27 protein-coding genes are annotated in these 16,944 nt (G+C 68.2%); 22 read left to right on the top strand and 5 right to left on the bottom strand.

All coding sequences use genetic code 11. The features are described 5' to 3' along the window. Positions 1 to 21: 21 nt before the first annotated feature. Genes ACZ6WN_RS08295 through ACZ6WN_RS08280 form a run of 4 tightly spaced genes read left to right on the top strand, consistent with a single transcriptional unit; the run spans position 22 to position 2,724 of the window. Entirely contained in the window at positions 22 to 1,017 is a 996-nt protein-coding gene (locus ACZ6WN_RS08295) for a stage II sporulation protein M (RefSeq protein ID WP_465863974.1), read from the top strand. Positions 1,018 to 1,056: 39 nt separating this feature from the next. Beyond that, positions 1,057 to 1,623, top strand: a complete 567-nt coding sequence (locus ACZ6WN_RS08290; RefSeq protein WP_465863973.1) for a helix-turn-helix transcriptional regulator — start codon at positions 1,057 to 1,059, stop codon at positions 1,621 to 1,623. Between the two features lie 2 nt (positions 1,624 to 1,625). Then, complete coding sequence (locus ACZ6WN_RS08285) at positions 1,626 to 2,267, top strand: nucleotidyl transferase AbiEii/AbiGii toxin family protein (RefSeq protein ID WP_465863971.1); 642 nt, start codon at positions 1,626 to 1,628, stop codon at positions 2,265 to 2,267. A gap of 4 nt (positions 2,268 to 2,271) precedes the next feature. Continuing rightward, the gene (locus tag ACZ6WN_RS08280; RefSeq protein WP_465863969.1) at positions 2,272 to 2,724 is read left to right on the top strand and encodes a hypothetical protein; all 453 of its coding nucleotides are present in this window, start codon (positions 2,272 to 2,274) and stop codon (positions 2,722 to 2,724) included. Here ACZ6WN_RS08280 and ACZ6WN_RS08275 read toward each other — a convergent pair whose 3' ends face one another. The 5 genes from ACZ6WN_RS08275 to ACZ6WN_RS08255 form a co-directional block, all read right to left on the bottom strand. Next, positions 2,725 to 4,023 carry a DUF58 domain-containing protein gene (locus ACZ6WN_RS08275; protein ID WP_465863967.1) on the bottom strand — a complete coding sequence of 433 codons (1,299 nt, stop codon included), beginning with the start codon at positions 4,021 to 4,023 and terminating at the stop codon, positions 2,725 to 2,727. Positions 4,024 to 4,093: 70 nt separating this feature from the next. Next, positions 4,094 to 5,077: an AAA family ATPase gene (locus tag ACZ6WN_RS08270; RefSeq protein WP_465863965.1), complete on the bottom strand. Its 984-nt coding sequence runs from the start codon at positions 5,075 to 5,077 to the stop codon at positions 4,094 to 4,096. Next, positions 5,074 to 6,216 carry a DUF4350 domain-containing protein gene (locus tag ACZ6WN_RS08265; protein ID WP_465863963.1) on the bottom strand — a complete coding sequence of 381 codons (1,143 nt, stop codon included), beginning with the start codon at positions 6,214 to 6,216 and terminating at the stop codon, positions 5,074 to 5,076. Before ACZ6WN_RS08265 ends, ACZ6WN_RS08270 begins: the two co-directional genes overlap by 4 nt. Beyond that, positions 6,213 to 6,824, bottom strand: coding sequence for a DUF4129 domain-containing protein (locus ACZ6WN_RS08260; RefSeq protein ID WP_465863961.1), 612 nt, complete (start codon positions 6,822 to 6,824; stop codon positions 6,213 to 6,215). Before ACZ6WN_RS08260 ends, ACZ6WN_RS08265 begins: the two co-directional genes overlap by 4 nt. After that, a complete protein-coding gene (locus tag ACZ6WN_RS08255) occupies positions 6,821 to 7,930 on the bottom strand; it encodes a hypothetical protein (RefSeq protein ID WP_465863959.1) in 1,110 nt (369 codons plus the stop codon). Before ACZ6WN_RS08255 ends, ACZ6WN_RS08260 begins: the two co-directional genes overlap by 4 nt. 413 nt (positions 7,931 to 8,343) lie before the next feature. On the opposite strand from ACZ6WN_RS08255, the gene rpsJ reads away from it, so the two are divergent. The 18 genes from rpsJ (at position 8,344) to rplR (ending at position 16,931) form a co-directional block, all read left to right on the top strand. Then, positions 8,344 to 8,652 carry a 30S ribosomal protein S10 gene (gene rpsJ / locus ACZ6WN_RS08250; RefSeq protein ID WP_008360994.1) on the top strand — a complete coding sequence of 103 codons (309 nt, stop codon included), beginning with the start codon at positions 8,344 to 8,346 and terminating at the stop codon, positions 8,650 to 8,652. Between the two features lie 10 nt (positions 8,653 to 8,662). Continuing rightward, positions 8,663 to 9,319 carry a 50S ribosomal protein L3 gene (gene rplC / locus ACZ6WN_RS08245; RefSeq protein WP_091052379.1) on the top strand — a complete coding sequence of 219 codons (657 nt, stop codon included), beginning with the start codon at positions 8,663 to 8,665 and terminating at the stop codon, positions 9,317 to 9,319. 2 nt (positions 9,320 to 9,321) lie between these two features. Continuing rightward, positions 9,322 to 10,221: a 50S ribosomal protein L4, sunset domain variant gene (gene rplD, locus ACZ6WN_RS08240; protein ID WP_465863955.1), complete on the top strand. Its 900-nt coding sequence runs from the start codon at positions 9,322 to 9,324 to the stop codon at positions 10,219 to 10,221. Beyond that, positions 10,218 to 10,514, top strand: a complete 297-nt coding sequence (gene rplW / locus ACZ6WN_RS08235) for a 50S ribosomal protein L23 (RefSeq protein WP_008360999.1) — start codon at positions 10,218 to 10,220, stop codon at positions 10,512 to 10,514. Before rplD ends, rplW begins: the two co-directional genes overlap by 4 nt. 16 nt (positions 10,515 to 10,530) lie before the next feature. Further along, positions 10,531 to 11,367, top strand: a complete 837-nt coding sequence (gene rplB / locus ACZ6WN_RS08230; RefSeq protein ID WP_465863953.1) for a 50S ribosomal protein L2 — start codon at positions 10,531 to 10,533, stop codon at positions 11,365 to 11,367. A gap of 3 nt (positions 11,368 to 11,370) precedes the next feature. Beyond that, a complete protein-coding gene (gene rpsS / locus ACZ6WN_RS08225) occupies positions 11,371 to 11,652 on the top strand; it encodes a 30S ribosomal protein S19 (RefSeq protein ID WP_008361004.1) in 282 nt (93 codons plus the stop codon). Next, a complete protein-coding gene (gene rplV / locus ACZ6WN_RS08220) occupies positions 11,649 to 12,068 on the top strand; it encodes a 50S ribosomal protein L22 (protein WP_465863951.1) in 420 nt (139 codons plus the stop codon). Before rpsS ends, rplV begins: the two co-directional genes overlap by 4 nt. Beyond that, positions 12,068 to 12,895 (top strand): 30S ribosomal protein S3, encoded by an 828-nt coding sequence (gene rpsC / locus ACZ6WN_RS08215; RefSeq protein ID WP_045550115.1) that lies wholly within the window; start codon positions 12,068 to 12,070, stop codon positions 12,893 to 12,895. Before rplV ends, rpsC begins: the two co-directional genes overlap by 1 nt. 3 nt (positions 12,896 to 12,898) lie before the next feature. Next, entirely contained in the window at positions 12,899 to 13,318 is a 420-nt protein-coding gene (gene rplP / locus ACZ6WN_RS08210) for a 50S ribosomal protein L16 (protein ID WP_357335435.1), read from the top strand. Beyond that, positions 13,318 to 13,560 (top strand): 50S ribosomal protein L29, encoded by a 243-nt coding sequence (gene rpmC, locus ACZ6WN_RS08205; protein WP_008361011.1) that lies wholly within the window; start codon positions 13,318 to 13,320, stop codon positions 13,558 to 13,560. The genes rplP and rpmC overlap by 1 nt, the downstream gene beginning before the upstream one ends. Before the next feature lies 1 nt (position 13,561). Then, complete coding sequence (rpsQ, locus tag ACZ6WN_RS08200; protein ID WP_357335433.1) at positions 13,562 to 13,840, top strand: 30S ribosomal protein S17; 279 nt, start codon at positions 13,562 to 13,564, stop codon at positions 13,838 to 13,840. A gap of 171 nt (positions 13,841 to 14,011) precedes the next feature. Continuing rightward, a complete protein-coding gene (gene rplN, locus ACZ6WN_RS08195; RefSeq protein WP_008361015.1) occupies positions 14,012 to 14,380 on the top strand; it encodes a 50S ribosomal protein L14 in 369 nt (122 codons plus the stop codon). Further along, a complete protein-coding gene (rplX, locus tag ACZ6WN_RS08190; RefSeq protein WP_141806214.1) occupies positions 14,380 to 14,739 on the top strand; it encodes a 50S ribosomal protein L24 in 360 nt (119 codons plus the stop codon). The genes rplN and rplX overlap by 1 nt, the downstream gene beginning before the upstream one ends. Positions 14,740 to 14,741: 2 nt before the next feature. After that, on the top strand, positions 14,742 to 15,305 hold the full coding sequence (gene rplE / locus ACZ6WN_RS08185; protein WP_183544357.1) for a 50S ribosomal protein L5: 564 nt from the start codon (positions 14,742 to 14,744) through the stop codon (positions 15,303 to 15,305). A 1-nt stretch (position 15,306) separates the two neighbouring features. Next, entirely contained in the window at positions 15,307 to 15,492 is a 186-nt protein-coding gene (locus ACZ6WN_RS08180) for a type Z 30S ribosomal protein S14 (protein WP_465863947.1), read from the top strand. An 86-nt stretch (positions 15,493 to 15,578) separates the two neighbouring features. Next, the gene (gene rpsH / locus ACZ6WN_RS08175) at positions 15,579 to 15,986 is read left to right on the top strand and encodes a 30S ribosomal protein S8 (protein ID WP_040755997.1); all 408 of its coding nucleotides are present in this window, start codon (positions 15,579 to 15,581) and stop codon (positions 15,984 to 15,986) included. A 22-nt stretch (positions 15,987 to 16,008) separates the two neighbouring features. Then, complete coding sequence (gene rplF, locus ACZ6WN_RS08170) at positions 16,009 to 16,548, top strand: 50S ribosomal protein L6 (RefSeq protein WP_465863945.1); 540 nt, start codon at positions 16,009 to 16,011, stop codon at positions 16,546 to 16,548. Continuing rightward, on the top strand, positions 16,548 to 16,931 hold the full coding sequence (rplR, locus tag ACZ6WN_RS08165) for a 50S ribosomal protein L18 (RefSeq protein ID WP_008361025.1): 384 nt from the start codon (positions 16,548 to 16,550) through the stop codon (positions 16,929 to 16,931). The genes rplF and rplR overlap by 1 nt, the downstream gene beginning before the upstream one ends. The last annotated feature ends 13 nt before the right edge of the window (positions 16,932 to 16,944 follow it).

Raw genomic sequence — 16,944 nt, 5'->3', positions numbered from 1 at the left:
CGGTCAGCGTACGCTGCGGGCGTGGATCTCGATGCGTATCTGGCCGCTACCGCCGCCGACCGGACCAGGCTCGAGCAGCTGCTGGCCGAGCGCCGGCTCAGCGGTGCCCAGGCCGACGAGCTGGTCGAGCTCTATCAGCGGGTGAGCACCCAGCTCTCGGTCGTACGCAGCAACGCCCCCGACCCCACGGTCGTCCAGCACCTCTCGGTGCTGCTGGCCGCGGCCCGCAACCGCACCACCGGCACCCGGACGAGCACCTGGACCGGCTTCCTGCGGTTCTTCACGCATCGGTTCCCGGCGGCTCTCTACCGGCTGCGCTGGTGGTGGCTGGGGATGATGGCGGCCAACGTGGTGGTCACCGCGGTGATGATCTGGTGGCTGCTGCGCCACCCGGAGGTCGAGCAGTCGCTGCTCGGCCCTGAGCAGGTCAGGCAGCTGGTCGAGCACGACATCGAGGGCTACTACAGCGAGCACGCGGCCTCCAGCTTCGCCACCCAGGTCTGGGTCAACAACGTCTGGGTCTCGTTCATCTGCATCGCCCTGGGTGTGCTCGGCCTTCCGGTGATCTACTCGATGTTCGGCAACATCTCCAACCTGGCGATCCTGGGCACACTGATGCACCGCCACGACCGCGGCGGCCTCTTCTGGGGGCTGATCCTTCCCCACGGGCTGCTCGAGCTGACCGCCGTCTTCGTCGCGGGAGCCGTGGGCCTGAGGATCTTCTGGTCCTGGATCGACCCCGGCTCGCTGACCCGCGGGCAGTCGATGGCCCGCGAGGGCCGCACCGCCGCCGGCATCGCCCTCGGCCTCATCGTCGTGCTCCTCATCTCCGGCATCATCGAAGCCTTCGTCACCCCCTCGCCCCTCCCCACCTGGGCCCGCGTCGGCATCGGCGTCCTCGCCGAGCTCGCCTTCTTCGCGTACGTCTTCATCGTCGGCCGCGCCGCCGCCTCCCACGGTGAGACCGGAGACATCGACGACCGCCTGCTCGAGGACCGCGTCGCCACCCAGTCCTGAATGTTCCCAGTCGGGAACATTTCGGCGTACGCTGGGGGCATGGCAACCATGTCCCCGGGCGAGATCGGCGAGCTGGTGCGCAGCGTGCGCAAGACGCTCGGTCTGACACAGGCCGAGCTTGCGGAGCTCGCCGGTGTCGGCCGCCGCTTCGTCATCGACCTCGAGGCCGGGCACGGGCGAGCCGAGCTCCGCAAGGTTGCCGACGTCATGCGGGCAGTCGGGCTCGAGGTCTCCGACGAGCCCGACCCCATCGAGATGGTGCGTACGCCGAGCGGGTTGGTGTCCTTCAGGACCGTGATGAGTCGGATCGGCCGGCCGCTGGTCGTGCCGAACCGGTTGTGGCGCCTCGAACCCGAGCGTGCCACGGCGACGGTGACCCTGCCGCACAGCGTCCACTGGTCGGGTGGTGGCGGCACGTTCGACCTGGCCGACTGGAACGACCGCGCACTCGCGTACCGCACGCTGATGCTCGAGGCGACCCCGACGGTCCTCGTCGAGTATGTCGATGGCGGCCAGCTCGTCGACATGTGGGACGACATGTTCGTCCCGCCGGAGATCCGTCAGGCGTGGCAGAGCGCAGTAGCTGACTTCCGGGAAGCTGCCTAGTGATGAGCAAGAAGGGCTTCATCACACCTTTCCAGGAGGAAGTTGCTCGAGCGTTCTTCGATCTCCCTGAGTCCGAAGGCTTCCTACTAGCGGGTGGCGCTGCGCTCATTGCGCTGGGCGCGGTGGAACGGGTGACCGACGACCTCGATTTCTTCGCCGCTCGCGGAGCGGGAAGCGTCCCGTCAGCAAAGGCCGCTTTCGTCGCACGGTGTAGAGAAAGCGACTGGGAGACGATCATCATCTGGGAGAACGATGAATTCGTTCGCCTCTCGGTCATCGGAGCCGACGCCAAGATGGAGGTCGACCTCGGCATCGACGCGAGCCTCCTGCTGCCGCCGACAGTCACGTTCCTGGGGCCGACGATCAGCTTGGAGGAGAATGCTGGCCGCAAGACCTTGGCTCTTTTCGGACGGGCAGCGCCGCGGGACTTCGTCGACGTGTTCAACCTCGCGCGACGGTTCGGGAAACCGAAACTGCTTGAGCTGGCGGCCGAACGGGACCTAGGGTTCGACCGCGGTGTGTTCGGCCAGATGGCGCGCATGGTGAGCCAGATCAACGCGCGACAGTTCCCGCTCGACGATGATTCCGTGCCCGACCTGGTGGCGTTCTTCACCGAATGGTCCGAAGAGCTTCGACAGGAGTGACCCATTGGCGCTGTGGCGTAGATCGAGAGCCGACAGACCCAAGGCGTACGCGGTCGAGTACCCGCCAGGTGCGACCGAGGACGAGCAGCGTGACCAGGTTCGGGCGCTGCTGCAACTGCTTCGCCCCTACGGATCTGAGTTTCAGACCGACCTGCCTGCCTTCGTTGAGGCGCCACCTGCGGTCATCGATGCGCGAGCGATTCTGCGATCGGTCAAGGGGACGAAGGTCGAGTCGGACGTCTACGCGCTGACGGGTCTTGTGGACTCGGTCGACGACCGCCTCTGGGAGAGCTTCGTACAGGTCGCGCCGTACGCTTACTCCGCCGAGTTCTGGCACAAAGGTGGATACCTCGTGTCTGTCGCCGATGAATGCCTCAGCGTGGTCGTCTACCTCGTGCCCGGCTCGGATCTTCAGGCCCTGGTCGCTGAGCGGTTCGACCTTCGCCTGCTCGACTGATCAGAGCTGACCGGTGGCCTTGAGCTGCAGGTAGTGGTCGGCGAGAGCGGGCGGGAGGGACTCGGCGTCGGCGTCGACGATGTCGACGCCGAGGGTGCGGAGCATGGCGGCGGTGTGGTCGCGGCGGCGGAGGGTCTGCTCGGCGGCGGCCGCGGCGTAGACGTCCTCGAGGGTGTCGCGTGAGGCGGCGGTGGCCTCGAGCTCGGGGTCGCGGACCGAGGCGATGACGACGCGGTGGTGCTGGGTCAGGACCGGGAGGACGGGGAGGAGCGACTCCTCGATCGCGTGCGGGTCGAGCGGCGTCAGCAGCACGACGAGCGCTCGGTGGCGACCGAGGCCCGCGACCGCGCCGGCGAGGTGGGACCAGTCGGCCTCGGCGATGACCGGCTCGAGGTCGGCCATCGCCTCCTGCAGCCGCTGGGTGACGTCGCGCTGGCCGGCGAGCCGGACGCGGGAGCGTACGCGCAGGTCGCCGGCGATGAAGTCGATCCGGTCGCCGGCCCGGGAGGCGATGGCGGCCAGCAGGAGCCCGGCATCCATCGCGGAGTCGAGCCGCGGCACTCCGCCGCCGGCTCCCTCGATCCGGCCGGCCGAGGTGCGGGAGGTGTCCAGCACCAGCACGACGCGGCGGTCCCGTTCCGGCTGCCAGGTGCGGACCACGACGGTGCGGGAGCGGGCGGTGGTGCGCCAGTCGATGGAACGTACGTCGTCGCCGCGGACGTACTCCCGCAGCGAGTCGAACTCCGTCCCCTGACCGCGCACCCGGACCGCGGCCCGGCCGTCGAGCTCACGCAGCCGCTGGAGCCGCGAAGGCAGGTGCTTGCGTGACTCGAAGGCGGGCAGCACCCGCACCGAGCCCGCCACCGGGATCGTGCGCTGCCGGGCGCCGAGGCCGAGGGGGCCATAGGCTCGCACGGTCACCCCGAGCGCCCGCAGATCGCCGCGGCGGCGCGGCCGAAGCGGCGTACGCAGCCTGGTGCTGTCCCCGCGACCGAGCCGGATCCGGTGCCGGTTGTCGGTGGCGCCGGCGGTGGGCTGCCAGGCATCACGCACCAGCGCCCGGAAACGGGTGGGGGAGTGGAGCATCAGGTCGGAGGTAGTCGACTCGCCCAGCCTGATCCCGCCCAGCGGGACCCTGCTGATCTCCAGCGTGGCCGGCTTGGGCGCCAGGAGCACGTCGAGGAGCGCCAGCGCAACCACGAGCAGGATCCACACCGCCGCCGTGCTTCCGGCGGGACGAAGGACGACCGGGATGATGCCGGCCAGCATGAGCAGCGGGACGCGCCAGGTGATCGCCATCAGCAGGACCTCGCACCGAGGTGATCGCTGACGCCTCGGCCTGCAGAGCCGACGCCTCGGGTGGGGGTGGTCATCGGGGGACGGGGACGGCGCCGATGGCGGAGGAGAGGACCTGGGAGACCTGGACACCCTCGAGCTCGGCCTCGGGGCGCAGGGCCAGGCGGTGGGCGAGGGTGGCGTGGGCGAGGGACTTCACGTCGTCGGGGGTGACGAAGTCGCGGCCGGCGAGCCAGGCCCAGGCGCGGGCGGAGCGGAGCAGCGCGGTGGCGCCACGCGGGGAGACCCCGGCCGAGAGCGAGGGGGACTCGCGGGTCGCCCGGGCGATGTCGACGATGTAGCCGGTGACCTCGGGAGACACCTGGACGGAGCCGACGTGCCGGCGCGCGGCCTCGATGTCGGCGCCCGAGGCGACCGCGGTGACCCCGGCGCCGGCGACGTCGCGCGGGTCGAAGCCGGAGGCGTGCCGGTCGAGGATCTGCACCTCGTCGGAGCGCGAGGGCACCGGCAGGACGACCTTCAGCAGGAACCGGTCCAGCTGGGCCTCGGGGAGCGGGTAGACGCCCTCGTACTCGATCGGGTTCTGGGTCGCGGCCACCAGGAACGGGCGTGGCAGCGCGCGGGTGACCCCGTCGACCGAGACCTGGCCCTCCTCCATCGCCTCGAGCAGCGCCGACTGTGTCTTCGGCGGGGTGCGGTTGATCTCGTCGGCGAGGAGCAGGTTGGTGAAGACCGGCCCCTCCCGGAAGGTGAGCTCGCCGTGGGACGACTCGACCACCATCGACCCAGTGATGTCGCCGGGCATCAGGTCGGGGGTGAACTGCACCCGGCGGGTCTCGACCGACAAGGCGGCCGACAGCGACCGTACGAGCAGGGTCTTGGCGGTGCCGGGCACGCCCTCCATGAGCACGTGGCCGCCGCACACCAGCGCGACCAGCAGCCCGGAGACCGCGGCGTCCTGTCCGACGACCGCCTTGGCGACCTCGGCCCGGACCGCGGTGAGCCGCTCGCGTGCGCCGTCGGGCGACACGGAGGGGATGGTCTCGGATTGGGTCATGGGTGTCGTACCTCTTCCTCAAGGGCCGCCAGCGCGTTGGCCAGCGTGATCAGGTCTTGGTCGTTCTCGATCGGGGCGTCGGTGAGCAGCGCGGAGACCTCGAGATCGGCGCGTCCGGTGTGCTGCACGACGGCGCGTACGACGGCTTCCGGGGTGGCCTCGCGCCCCAGCCGCAGCCGCCGGGCGAGGCGGGTGCCGGCGGCCTGCCGCAGCATCGTCGCGGCGTGCGTGCGGTCGCCGGATCGTCGGTAGAGCCGGCCCAGGCTGCGCGTCGTCTCCCCGGCGCGGACATGGACCGGCAGCGGCTCGACCGCCAGCGGACCCAGCCGCCGCCCGCGGGCGATGGCGAAGGCGACGACCGTGAGCAGCAGGAGCCACAGCGCCGGCTTGATCCAGCGCGGCAACAACGAGCTGGGGGAGTGGGCCTCGTCGGGTGCGAGGTCCTCGAGTGAGGGGACGTACCAGACCAGGTGGTCGTTCTCGCCCAGCAGCCGCAGCGCCACCGCGGCGTTGTCCGCCCGCAGGATCTGGTCGTTGGTCAGCACCTGCGGCGCGCCCCAGACGGTGAGGCCCTCGGCGGGCGCGAGGACCGCGCCGCCCTCGTGCGGGAAGCAGGAGCCGGCGTCGTACGCCGAGACCGCATCGGCCTGGATGCTGAGCCCTTCCCAGCGCGGGTCGTCGCAGCCCGCCTCGACCGCCTCGGACGTCTGGGCGACCGCGTAGGGGATGCCGAGCATCGCCGAGACGTAGGGAGCGGGCTCGGCCAGGATCAGGTCGCCGGCGTCGTCGGTGCGCTCGCGCAGCCCGGAGGCGGTGTCCTCACCGAGCGCGTCGGTGCCGGTCACGAAGACGGTTGTGTCCCGCCCGATCTCGGTGCTCTCCAGCCGCTTCGACGAGCGGACGATCTCCACCTCGACCCCGTGGTCTTCGAGCACCTGGACCAGCGCCCGGGTGCCGTCGGGATCGGGACTCTCGGGGTCGTAGGCGGCAAAGGACTCCCCGCCCTTCGGCGTCGCGACGTACGCCAGCACGACCGCGATCACGAAGGCCAGCGCGACGATCAGGATCGGTCTGCGTCGGCGGAACCAGCCCGGCTCTTCGGCAGTCCGGTCCGCCGGGGCCGGCGCCTGCGTACTCATCGCGCCACCGCCAGCTCCTGCTCGAGCGCGAGCACGCCCTCGGCCTGCTCACGGGTGGCGGGGTGATGGCCGTAGAGCACCTCGTTGAAGAGCTCCGCGGCGCGCCCGGCCCGGCCTTCGAGCGGCATCTCCCGCTCCAGGCTCGCGGCGACCTCGGCGGCGGTGAGCCCCGGGTCCTCGGCGAGCCGGCCGCGCTCGACCTGTCGCCTGGCCAGCGCTCGGAACCCGTCGATCACTGCGGCACCATGGTCCTCCGACGCGTACGCAGCCTCGGCCCGCGCCCGGAGCGCAGCCGCCGAGAGCGACGCGTCGGTGAGGACGTCGCCGTTGCGGTCGCGGGCGACCCGGGGGCTGCGCCGGGCACGGGAGACCAGCAGGCCGAGCCCGACCAGGAGCGCAGCGAAGACGACCATCGCGGCGACGGTCTGCGCCCAGGGCACCTCACCGACCGACGGCAGGCCGTCGGACAGGGTGCGCTCGATCCAGCGCAGGATCCGCTCGATGAGGTCGAGGTCGTGGTACTCCGGCCCGGCCAGCTCGCGCCGGAGCCAGGAGTGACCCTCCTCGGACGTCGGGGTCAGAGGAGGAGTCTGTTGGAGGAGGATCATCTGCTCAGCAGCCCGGCCTGCTCCATGAGGTCGACCTCGTAGGACTCCTTGCGGATGCGCTGGTCGAGATACTGCAGGTTGGTCACCGCGCCGCTGAACGGGGTCACGATCGCAGCGGAGACCACGGTCGAGACGGCGCTGCCGGCGATGGTCGCGAGGAAGTAGAGGTCGGGCTGCACGATGCCGACGACGCTGGCGAGCATGCTGATCGGGAAGGCGACGATCTGGGAGGCGAAGCCGGCGATGATGGCGGCCAGCAGCCAGATCCCGAAGAGCCGCCAGAACTGTCTCGCCGACAGCTGCCAGGCCCGCCCGATGGCGCCGAAGACGCCGGCGTGCTCCAGCATCAGTGCCGGCACCGCGAGCAGGTAGAGCCGTACCGTCAGGAAGATCGTGGCCACGATCAGCAGCAGGAACATCAGCAGACCGACCAGGATCGCCGGGACGGGGCTGTCGACGACGATCGCGAGCACCACGACGGGCGTCACCGCGACCGCCAGGACCAGTGTGAAGGTCACCCCGCTCAGCAGGGCCAGCCCGATCAGCCGCCAGCGGTTGCCGTGGGTGGCCGCCCACGCCTGCGCCAGGGTCAGCTTGCGGCCGATCGCGGCCGCATGGGCGACGTGGGAGATCATCCCGGCCACCAGGATCCCGCCGATCGCCTGCAGGACCGTGCCGAGGAAGAGGGAGCCGAAGGCCACGAGCATGCCGATGACCTCGGAGCTGCCGGGCTGGTAGTCGGGGTCCTCGAGGCCGACCCCGAACCCCTCCAGGCTGTCGCCGGTGAAGGTCATCGCCGCGGTGACCCCCAGCGGGATGGCCATCGCGACAGCCGCCACGAGAACCGAGGCGCCGACGGTGGCGCCGGGGTTGAAACGTACGAGCCGGAAGGCGCCGTCGAGCATGTCGCCGAGGCCCAGCGGGCGCAGCGGGATCGCTCCCGGCTTGTGGGCCGGCGGCAGCGGCTGGGTCCATGCGGGTGGCACCGGCTGGGCCTGCGTCGGCTGCACCGGCTGCGCCGGCTGACCCGGCGGGGGCGGGGCCCACGGGTTCGCCGCGCCCTGATGAGGTTGCTCACCCGGCGGGGGTGGCCACACTCCTGACATGCTGATGCTCCTCGTCGCGACGGCCGGCGAACTCGCTCGGTTGGGGGCATCCTCTCAGAGCCACCCAGACGACATCGTTGATTTGGAGCCACCTGCGTACGCGTGACAAGATTCTCTGGTTGCTCCAGTGAATCTTCGCTGGGGTGTGCACACCTTGACTACTGAATCGCGTCACCTGAGCAGGCTGATCAGCCTGTCCGGATGTGGTCTGTGGTCGTCGTGTGCCCATCCCGAAGGCGTGGTTCCAGTGAAGCTGATGGTGAAAGTCCCGTCGAGAAGTCGGCGTTCGCTTGTAAAAAATAAGCGACACGCCCGACCGCGGGGGTCGGAGCCAGAGGTGAGCAACCGGGCCGACTCAGCCGGAGGAAGCCTGTAGCACGCGGCACGCTGACCAAGAAGGACGAGAGAGACAGATGGCGGGACAGAAGATCCGCATCAGGCTCAAGGCCTATGACCACGAGGTGATCGACACCTCGGCGCGAAAGATCGTGGACACGGTCACCCGTACGGGTGCCAAGGTCGCCGGCCCGGTGCCGCTGCCGACCGAGAAGAACGTGTACTGCGTCATCCGCTCGCCCCACAAGTACAAGGACTCGCGCGAGCACTTCGAGATGCGCACTCACAAGCGCCTCATCGACATCATCGACCCGACCCCGAAGACTGTTGACTCCCTCATGCGGCTCGACCTGCCTGCTGGTGTCGACATCGAGATCAAGCTCTGAGGTTGACGACATGACGATCGAACGCAACGTGAAGGGTCTCCTGGGCACCAAGCTCGGCATGACCCAGCTGTGGGACGAGAACAACGTCGTCGTCCCCGTGACCGTGATCGCGGCGAACACCAACGTCGTGACCCAGGTCCGCACCCCCGAGGCCGACGGCTACAACGCCGTGCAGATCGGCTACGGCGAGATCGACGGCCGCAAGGTGAACAAGCCGGGCGCCGGCCAGTTCGAGAAGGCCGGCACCACGCCGCGCCGCCACCTGGCCGAGATCCGCACCGCTGACGCCGCGTCGTACTCCGCCGGCCAGGAGCTCCCCGTCGACACCTTCGCCATCGGCGAGGAGATCGACGTGACGGGCACCTCGAAGGGTAAGGGTTTCGCGGGCACCATGAAGCGTCACGGCTTCTCCGGTGTCGGTGCCTCCCACGGTGCTCACCGCAACCACCGCAAGCCGGGATCGATCGGCGCTTGCGCCACCCCGGGTCGCGTGTTCAAGGGCGTCCGCATGGCCGGCCACATGGGTACTGACACCGTCACCACCCAGAACCTGACCGTGCACGCCGTCGACACCGAGAAGGGCCTCATCCTGGTCAAGGGCGCCATTCCTGGCCCCAAGGGTGGCCTCGTGGTCCTCCGCTCGGCTGCTAAGAAGCTGGAGGCCTGATCATGGCTATCAAGACTGTCAAGGTCGACTTCCCGGCTGAGATCTTCGATGTTGAGGTCAACATCCCGCTGATCCACCAGGTCGTCGTCGCGCAGCAGGCCGCTGCGCGCCAGGGCACGCACGCCACCAAGACCCGCGGCGAGGTCCGCGGCGGTGGCCGCAAGCCCTACAAGCAGAAGGGCACCGGTCGCGCCCGTCAGGGTTCGACCCGCGCGCCGCAGTTCGCCGGTGGTGGCACCGTCCACGGCCCGCAGCCGCGTGACTACAGCCAGCGCACCCCCAAGAAGATGAAGGCTGCCGCCCTCCGCGGTGCCCTCTCCGACCGGGCTCGTGCCGGCCAGATCCACGTGGCCGAGTTCACCCTCGAGGCGCCCTCGACCAAGACCGCGCTGACCGCCCTCAAGGCGATCTCGGACGTCAAGCGTTACCTCGTCGTCCTGGACCGCTCCGAGTCCGTCGCCGCGCTGAGCCTGCGTAACGCCCCCGAGGTGCACCTGCTCTGGGCCGACCAGCTCAACACCTACGACGTCCTCGTCTCCGACGACGTTGTCTTCTCCAAGCCGGCCTACGAGGTCTTCATCTCGGGCAAGCCGGTCGTCGCCGCCAAGGAGACCGTCACCATCGGTGAGGTCGAGAAGGACGCGACCAAGGAGGCTGCCGTCGAGCCCGCCAAGGAGATCGACCTCCCCGAGGGCGCTGTCGCGCCGCTCGAGGACGGCTCGGCTCCCGAGGGCTTCGACATCAAGGGCAACGTCAAGGGCAAGGACAAGAAGTTCCACGCCCCGGGCGGCCGTTGGTACGAGTCCACCAAGGCGGAGTTCTACTTCAAGTCCGCCGAGGACGCCATCGCCGCAGGCTTCGTCGAGGCCGGCAAGAAGAAGGCTGAGGAGGCTGACAAGTGAGCACGCTGCACTACGACCCCCGCGACATCCTGATCGCGCCGGTGGTCTCCGAGAAGAGCTACGGCCTCCTCGACCAGAACAAGTACACCTTCATCGTTCGCCCCGACGCGAACAAGACCGAGATCAAGATCGCGGTCGAGAAGGTGTTCGACGTCAAGGTGACCTCGGTCAACACGATCAACCGCAAGGGCAAGGCCCGTCGTACTCGCTACGGCCTGGGCAAGCGCCCCGACACCAAGCGCGCGATCGTCTCCCTGGCTGAGGGCGACCGCATCGACATCTTCGGCGCGTGAGAAGGACTGACTGAACATGGCTATTCGTAAGTACAAGCCGACCACCCCGGGCCGTCGTGGCTCGTCCGTGGCCGACTTCGCCGAGATCACTCGGACCACGCCGGAGAAGTCGCTGACCAAGCCCCTTCCCAAGAAGGGTGGCCGCAACAACCAGGGTCGCATCACGACCCGCCACATCGGTGGCGGTCACAAGCGTGCGTACCGGATCATCGACTTCCGTCGCTACGACAAGGACGGCGTGCCGGCCAAGGTCGCTCACATCGAGTACGACCCCAACCGCACCGCCCGTATCGCCCTGCTGCACTACTTCGACGGCGAGAAGCGCTACATCCTCGCGCCCGTCGGCGTCTCCCAGGGCACCGTTGTCGAGTCCGGCCCGACCGCCGACATCAAGCCCGGCAACAACCTCCCGCTGCGCAACATCCCGGTTGGTACCACCATCCACAACGTTGAGCTGCGTCCGGGTGGCGGCGCGAAGATCGCCCGCTCCGCCGGCATGAGCGCCCAGCTGGTCGCTCGTGAGGGCTCCAAGGCCACGCTCCGCATGCCTTCGGGTGAGATGCGCTTCGTCGATGTGCGCTGCCGCGCCACCATCGGCCAGGTCGGCAACGCCGAGCAGTCCAACATCAACTGGGGTAAGGCCGGCCGCATGCGGTGGAAGGGCGTTCGCCCGACCGTCCGCGGTGTCGTCATGAACCCGGTCGACCACCCGCACGGTGGTGGTGAGGGTAAGACCTCTGGTGGCCGTCACCCGGTCAGCCCCTGGGGTAAGCCCGAGGGCCGTACGCGTAAGCGCAAGGCCTCTGACTCGCAGATCATCCGCCGCCGTAAGAGCGGGAAGGGTAGGAAGTAAGCAATGCCTCGCAGCCTGAAGAAGGGCCCCTTCATCGACGACCACCTTCAGAAGAAGGTGGACGCCGAGAACGAGAAGGGCACCCACAACGTGATCAAGACCTGGTCGCGCCGCTCGATGATCGTGCCCGAGATGATCGGTCACACCATCGCGGTGCACGACGGTCGCAAGCACGTCCCGGTCTTCGTGTCCGACTCGATGGTCGGCCACAAGCTGGGCGAGTTCGCCCCGACCCGCACGTTCAAGGGTCACATCAAGGACGACCGGAAGGGACGCCGTCGATGACCACCACCGAACGGCAGCGCATCAGCGCCCGCCGCGACTCCCTGCTCGGCGACCAGCCGGGTGCCTTCGCGAGTGCCCGCTTCGTGCGGATCACCCCGCTGAAGGCACGCCGCGTCGTCGACCTGGTCCGCGGCCTGCCCGTCGACGAGGCTCTGGCCCTGCTGCAGTTCGCGCCGCAGGCAGCCTCCGAGACTGTTTACAAGGTTCTCGAGAGCGCCATCGCCAACGCGGTGTCGACCGAGGGTCTGGACCGTGACGACCTCGTCGTCTCGGTCGCCATGGTCGACGAAGGTCCGACCATGAAGCGCTGGCGCCCCCGCGCCCAGGGTCGTGCGACCCGCATCAACAAGCGGACCTCGCACATCACCCTGGTCGTGCAGCCGGCCGACGTCGTCGAGAAGGGCGGTAAGAAGTAATGGGTCAGAAGATCAACCCGAACGGCTTCCGCCTGGGCATCTCGACCGACCACAAGTCGCGTTGGTACGCCGACAAGCAGTACAAGGAGTACGTCGGCGAGGACGTCAAGATCCGCAAGCTGCTCAGCAAGGGCATGGAGCGGGCCGGCATCGCCAAGGTCGAGATCGAGCGCACCCGTGACCGCGTCCGTGTGGACATCCACACCGCGCGTCCCGGCATCGTCATCGGTCGCCGCGGCGCCGAGGCCGACCGCCTCCGCACCGAGCTGGAGAAGCTCACCGGCAAGCAGGTTCAGCTGAACATCCTCGAGGTCAAGAACCCCGAGGTCGACGCTCAGCTGGTCGCCCAGGGTGTCGCCGAGCAGCTCAGCGGTCGCGTGCAGTTCCGTCGCGCGATGCGCAAGGCCATGCAGACCACCATGCGCTCCGGTGCCAAGGGCATCCGGATCCAGTGCTCGGGTCGTCTCAACGGCGCCGAGATGTCGCGTACGGAGTTCTACCGCGAGGGCCGCGTCCCGCTGCACACGCTGCGTGCCGACATCGACTACGGCTTCTACGAGGCCCGCACGACCTTCGGCCGCATCGGCGTGAAGGTCTGGATCTACAAGGGCGAGGTCTCCGGCTCGCGTGCCGAGCGTCAGGCCGCCCAGGCCGCCCGTGCGGGCGTCCCGGGTCGCGGTGGCAACGACCGTCGCGGTGGCCGCGGCGACCGTCCGTCGCGTGGCTCCCGTGGTGACCGCCCGAACCGCGCTGACCGCGCGGCGAAGACTGAGGCGCCGGCTGCCGCTGAGGCTCCCGCCGCCGAGACCACGACCCAGGAGGGCTGACCCATGCTGATGCCCCGTCGAGTCAAGCACCGCAAGCAGCACCACCCGAAGCGCACTGGCGTGGCCAAGGGTGGCACGAAGCTGGCCTTCGGTGACTTCGGCATCCAGGCAATCGAAGGTCACTACGTGACCAACCGCCAGATCGAGGCAGCGCGTATCGCGATGACTCGTCACATCAAGCGAGGCGGCAAGGTGTGGATCAACATCTACCCCGACATCCCGCTGACCAAGAAGCCGGCCGAGACCCGCATGGGTTCCGGTAAGGGTTCGCCCGAGTGGTGGGTGGCCAACGTCAAGCCGGGCCGCGTCATGTTCGAGCTCTCCGGAGTCGACGAGAACACGGCCCGCGAGGCGATGCGCCGCGCGATCCACAAGCTGCCCATGAAGTGCCGTTTCATCACGCGAGAGGCTGGTGAGTTCTGATGGCTAACTCCCTGCAGGCGTTCGAGCTGGACGAGCTCACCGACGTCGACCTCGAGGCGAAGCTGCGCGAGGCGAAGGAGGAGCTGTTCAACCTCCGGTTCCAGGCGGCCACCGGCCAGCTGGAGAGCCACGGTCGGCTCCGCACCGTCAAGAAGGATATCGCCCGGATCTACACCGTGGTGCGTGAGCGCGAGCTCGGCATCCGCGTGGCCCCGGGCACCGAGACCACCGAGGAGGCCTGAGATGGCTGAGACCACCACTGAGGGCACCGAGCGCAACACGCGCAAGGTGCGCGAGGGCCTCGTCGTCAGCGACAAGATGGACAAGACCATCGTCGTCGAGGTCGAGGACCGCGTGAAGCACCCGCTCTACGGCAAGGTCATGCGCCGTAGCAGCAAGCTCAAGGCTCACGACGAGCAGAACACCGCCGGCATCGGCGACCGCGTCCTGGTCATGGAGACCCGGCCGCTGTCCGCCACCAAGCGGTGGCGCCTCGTCGAGGTCGTCGAGCGCGCCAAGTGATCCTCGTCTCCTAGAGACGGATCCGGCCGGCGTCAAACGCCGCCAAATTGACCAAAGGGCGCAGGTCCAGCGACCATTGTTCGCTGGGCCTGTGCCCATCAAATCCCATTACGTTCGGCAAGGCTCACCCGCCCTGGAGCGGGGAGAGAACCAGCTCGACAAGGAGAAGTAATGATCCAGCAGGAGTCGCGACTCAAGGTCGCCGACAACACTGGTGCGAAGGAGATCCTTTGCATTCGTGTGCTCGGTGGTTCTGGTCGTCGCTACGCCGGCATCGGCGACACCATCGTCGCCACCGTCAAGGACGCTATCCCCGGTGGCAACGTGAAGAAGGGTGACGTCGTCAAGGCCGTCATCGTGCGCACCGTCAAGGAGCGCCGCCGCGCTGACGGCTCGTACATCCGCTTCGACGAGAACGCCGCCGTCATTCTCAAGAACGACGGCGAGCCGCGAGGCACCCGCATCTTCGGCCCGGTCGGCCGTGAGCTGCGCGACAAGAAGTTCATGAAGATCATCTCGCTCGCGCCGGAGGTGCTGTGATGGGTCGCTCGCACATCAAGAAGGGCGACACCGTCAAGGTGATCGCTGGTAAGGACAAGGGCGGCTCCGGCAAGGTGATCGCTGTCCTCACCCAGGAGGACCGTGTGATCGTCGAGGGCATCAACCTCGTCAAGAAGCACACCAAGGTCCAGGACCAGGGCGGCCGCGCCGGCACCACCGGCGGCATCGTGAACACCGAGGCCCCGATCCACGTTTCCAACGTCCAGCTGCTCGAGGGTGGCGAGCCGGTTCGCGTCGGCTTCCGCCGTGAGACGGTCCAGAAGCGTCGCCCCGACGGGTCGACGTACGCCGCTGAGCGCAGCGTTCGCATCTCGCGCAAGACCGGTAAGGACATCTGATCATGACCGACACCGCTGTGGCCCCGCGCCTCAAGACGAAGTACCGCGAGGAGATCGCCCCGGCCCTGCAGGCCGAGTTCGAGATCCCGAATGTCATGCAGATCCCCGGTCTGACCAAGATCGTCGTCAACATGGGTGTCGGCGAGGCTGCTCGCGACTCCAAGCTGATCGAGGGCGCTGTCAACGACCTGACCGCGATCACCGGCCAGAAGCCGCTGATCAACAAGGCGAAGAAGTCCATCGCGCAGTTCAAGCTGCGTGAGGGCATGCCGATCGGTGCGCACGTCACGCTGCGCGGCGACCGCATGTGGGAGTTCCTCGACCGCCTGCTCTCGCTCGCGCTGCCCCGCATCAGGGACTTCCGCGGCCTCAACGGCAAGCAGTTCGACGGCAACGGCAACTACACCTTCGGTCTCACCGAGCAGGTCATGTTCCACGAGATCAACCAGGACAAGATCGACCGCTCGCGGGGCATGGACATCACCCTCGTGACGACTGCCACCAACGATGACCAGGGTCGCGCGCTGCTCAAGGCGCTCGGCTTCCCGTTCAAGGAGAACAACTGAGATGGCGAAGACCGCTCTCAAGGTGAAGGCCGCCCGCAAGCCGAAGTATGCGGTTCGGAGTTACACCCGCTGCCAGCGCTGCGGCCGCCCGAAGGCCGTGTTCCGCAAGTTCGGCCTGTGCCGTATCTGCCTGCGTGAGATGGCCCACCGCGGCGAGCTGCCCGGCGTCACCAAGTCCTCCTGGTGAGCGATCACCGTTCCAACCACTGACGTTGAAGGTCCTCATGACTGTGTGTCGTGAGGAAACCACTACGAGAAAGGGCCGTTCGGCCAATGACGATGACTGACCCGATCGCAGACATGCTCACTCGTCTGCGTAACGCCAACCAGGCGTACCACGATGCGGTTTCGATGCCGTACAGCAAGCTGAAGCAGGGCGTCGCTGAGATCCTCCAGCAGGAGGGCTACATCACCAAGTACGAGGTGCTGGAGCCCACCGAGGGCCAGGTCGGCAAGACCCTGTCGATCACCCTCAAGTACGGCCGCAACCGTGAGCGCTCGATCGCCGGCGTCCGCCGCATCAGCAAGCCCGGTCTGCGTGTCTACGCGAAGCACACCGGTCTCCCCAAGGTGCTCGGCGGCCTCGGCGTCGCGATCATCTCGACGAGCCAGGGTCTGCTGACCGACCGCCAGGCGAACAAGAAGGGCGTAGGTGGGGAAGTCCTCGCCTACGTCTGGTAATCAGGGAAGGGAGAGAGAAGAAATGTCGCGTATTGGCAAGCTCCCCGTCCCGGTTCCGGCCGGCGTGGACGTCACCATCGACGGCCAGGTCGTGAGCGTCAAGGGCCCCAAGGGCTCCCTGTCGCACACCGTGGTCGACCCGATCACCGTCGAGAAGGGTGACGGCGTCCTCGACGTCAAGCGCCCCGACGACAGCCGGGACAACAAGGCCCTGCACGGCCTGTCCCGCACGCTGATCAACAACATGGTCCTGGGTGTCACCGAGGGCTACGAGAAGAAGCTCGAGATCGTCGGCGTGGGTTACCGCGTGCTGTCGAAGGGCCCGACCAAGCTGGAGTTCCAGCTGGGTTACTCCCACTCGATCGTCTTCGACGCGCCCGAGGGCATCACCTTCACCACCGACGGTCCGACCAAGCTCGGTGTCGTCGGCATCGACAAGCAGCTCGTCGGTGAGGTTGCGGCCAACATTCGCAAGCTGCGCAAGCCGGAGCCCTACAAGGGCAAGGGCGTTCGTTACGCCGGCGAGAACATCCGCCGCAAGGTCGGAAAGGCTGGTAAGTGATGGCCATCTCGCTGTCGAACAACAAGCACACCGCTTCCCGTGTCCGCTCGCGCCTGCGTCGTCAGGCCCGCGGTCGCAAGAAGATCGAGGGTACGCCGGAGCGCCCGCGCCTCGTCGTGACCCGGTCGGCCAAGCACATCACCGCCCAGGTCGTCGACGACCTGGCCGGCAAGACGCTTGCCTCGGCTTCGACCATCGAGGGCGACCTGCGGTCGGCCTCCGGTGACAAGACCGCCAAGGCCAAGCAGGTCGGCGAGCTGGTTGCGTCGCGTGCCAAGGCCGCTGGGGTGGAGACCGTCGTCTTCGACCGTGCCGGCAACAAGTACCACGGCCGTGTCGCCGCGCTCGCCGATGGCGCGCGCGAGGCCGGTCTGACCTTCTGATCGCAACGATCGA

The organism is Nocardioides sp. NPDC054178, assembly GCF_055585005.1.
Note: the sequence above shows the minus strand (reverse complement) of the source record. Positions and strands in the feature narration are given on the sequence as shown.

Bases quoted from the DNA above. Each gene is read 5' to 3' on its own strand.
- ACZ6WN_RS08290 (WP_465863973.1), top strand. From the start codon at position 1,057: ATGGCAACCATGTCCCCGGGCGAGATCGGCGAGCTGGTGCGCAGCGTG.
- ACZ6WN_RS08285 (WP_465863971.1), top strand. From the start codon at position 1,626: ATGAGCAAGAAGGGCTTCATCACACCTTTCCAGGAGGAAGTTGCTCGA.
- ACZ6WN_RS08275 (WP_465863967.1), bottom strand. From the start codon at position 4,023: ATGGCGATCACCTGGCGCGTCCCGCTGCTCATGCTGGCCGGCATCATC.
- ACZ6WN_RS08270 (WP_465863965.1), bottom strand. From the start codon at position 5,077: ATGACCCAATCCGAGACCATCCCCTCCGTGTCGCCCGACGGCGCACGC.
- ACZ6WN_RS08265 (WP_465863963.1), bottom strand. From the start codon at position 6,216: ATGAGTACGCAGGCGCCGGCCCCGGCGGACCGGACTGCCGAAGAGCCG.
- ACZ6WN_RS08260 (WP_465863961.1), bottom strand. From the start codon at position 6,824: ATGATCCTCCTCCAACAGACTCCTCCTCTGACCCCGACGTCCGAGGAG.
- ACZ6WN_RS08255 (WP_465863959.1), bottom strand. From the start codon at position 7,930: ATGTCAGGAGTGTGGCCACCCCCGCCGGGTGAGCAACCTCATCAGGGC.
- rpsJ (WP_008360994.1), top strand. From the start codon at position 8,344: ATGGCGGGACAGAAGATCCGCATCAGGCTCAAGGCCTATGACCACGAG.
- rplC (WP_091052379.1), top strand. From the start codon at position 8,663: ATGACGATCGAACGCAACGTGAAGGGTCTCCTGGGCACCAAGCTCGGC.
- rplD (WP_465863955.1), top strand. From the start codon at position 9,322: ATGGCTATCAAGACTGTCAAGGTCGACTTCCCGGCTGAGATCTTCGAT.
- rplB (WP_465863953.1), top strand. From the start codon at position 10,531: ATGGCTATTCGTAAGTACAAGCCGACCACCCCGGGCCGTCGTGGCTCG.
- rpsS (WP_008361004.1), top strand. From the start codon at position 11,371: ATGCCTCGCAGCCTGAAGAAGGGCCCCTTCATCGACGACCACCTTCAG.
- rplV (WP_465863951.1), top strand. From the start codon at position 11,649: ATGACCACCACCGAACGGCAGCGCATCAGCGCCCGCCGCGACTCCCTG.
- rpsC (WP_045550115.1), top strand. From the start codon at position 12,068: ATGGGTCAGAAGATCAACCCGAACGGCTTCCGCCTGGGCATCTCGACC.
- rplP (WP_357335435.1), top strand. From the start codon at position 12,899: ATGCTGATGCCCCGTCGAGTCAAGCACCGCAAGCAGCACCACCCGAAG.
- rpmC (WP_008361011.1), top strand. From the start codon at position 13,318: ATGGCTAACTCCCTGCAGGCGTTCGAGCTGGACGAGCTCACCGACGTC.
- rpsQ (WP_357335433.1), top strand. From the start codon at position 13,562: ATGGCTGAGACCACCACTGAGGGCACCGAGCGCAACACGCGCAAGGTG.
- rplN (WP_008361015.1), top strand. From the start codon at position 14,012: ATGATCCAGCAGGAGTCGCGACTCAAGGTCGCCGACAACACTGGTGCG.
- rplX (WP_141806214.1), top strand. From the start codon at position 14,380: ATGGGTCGCTCGCACATCAAGAAGGGCGACACCGTCAAGGTGATCGCT.
- rplE (WP_183544357.1), top strand. From the start codon at position 14,742: ATGACCGACACCGCTGTGGCCCCGCGCCTCAAGACGAAGTACCGCGAG.
- ACZ6WN_RS08180 (WP_465863947.1), top strand. From the start codon at position 15,307: ATGGCGAAGACCGCTCTCAAGGTGAAGGCCGCCCGCAAGCCGAAGTAT.
- rpsH (WP_040755997.1), top strand. From the start codon at position 15,579: ATGACGATGACTGACCCGATCGCAGACATGCTCACTCGTCTGCGTAAC.
- rplF (WP_465863945.1), top strand. From the start codon at position 16,009: ATGTCGCGTATTGGCAAGCTCCCCGTCCCGGTTCCGGCCGGCGTGGAC.
- rplR (WP_008361025.1), top strand. From the start codon at position 16,548: ATGGCCATCTCGCTGTCGAACAACAAGCACACCGCTTCCCGTGTCCGC.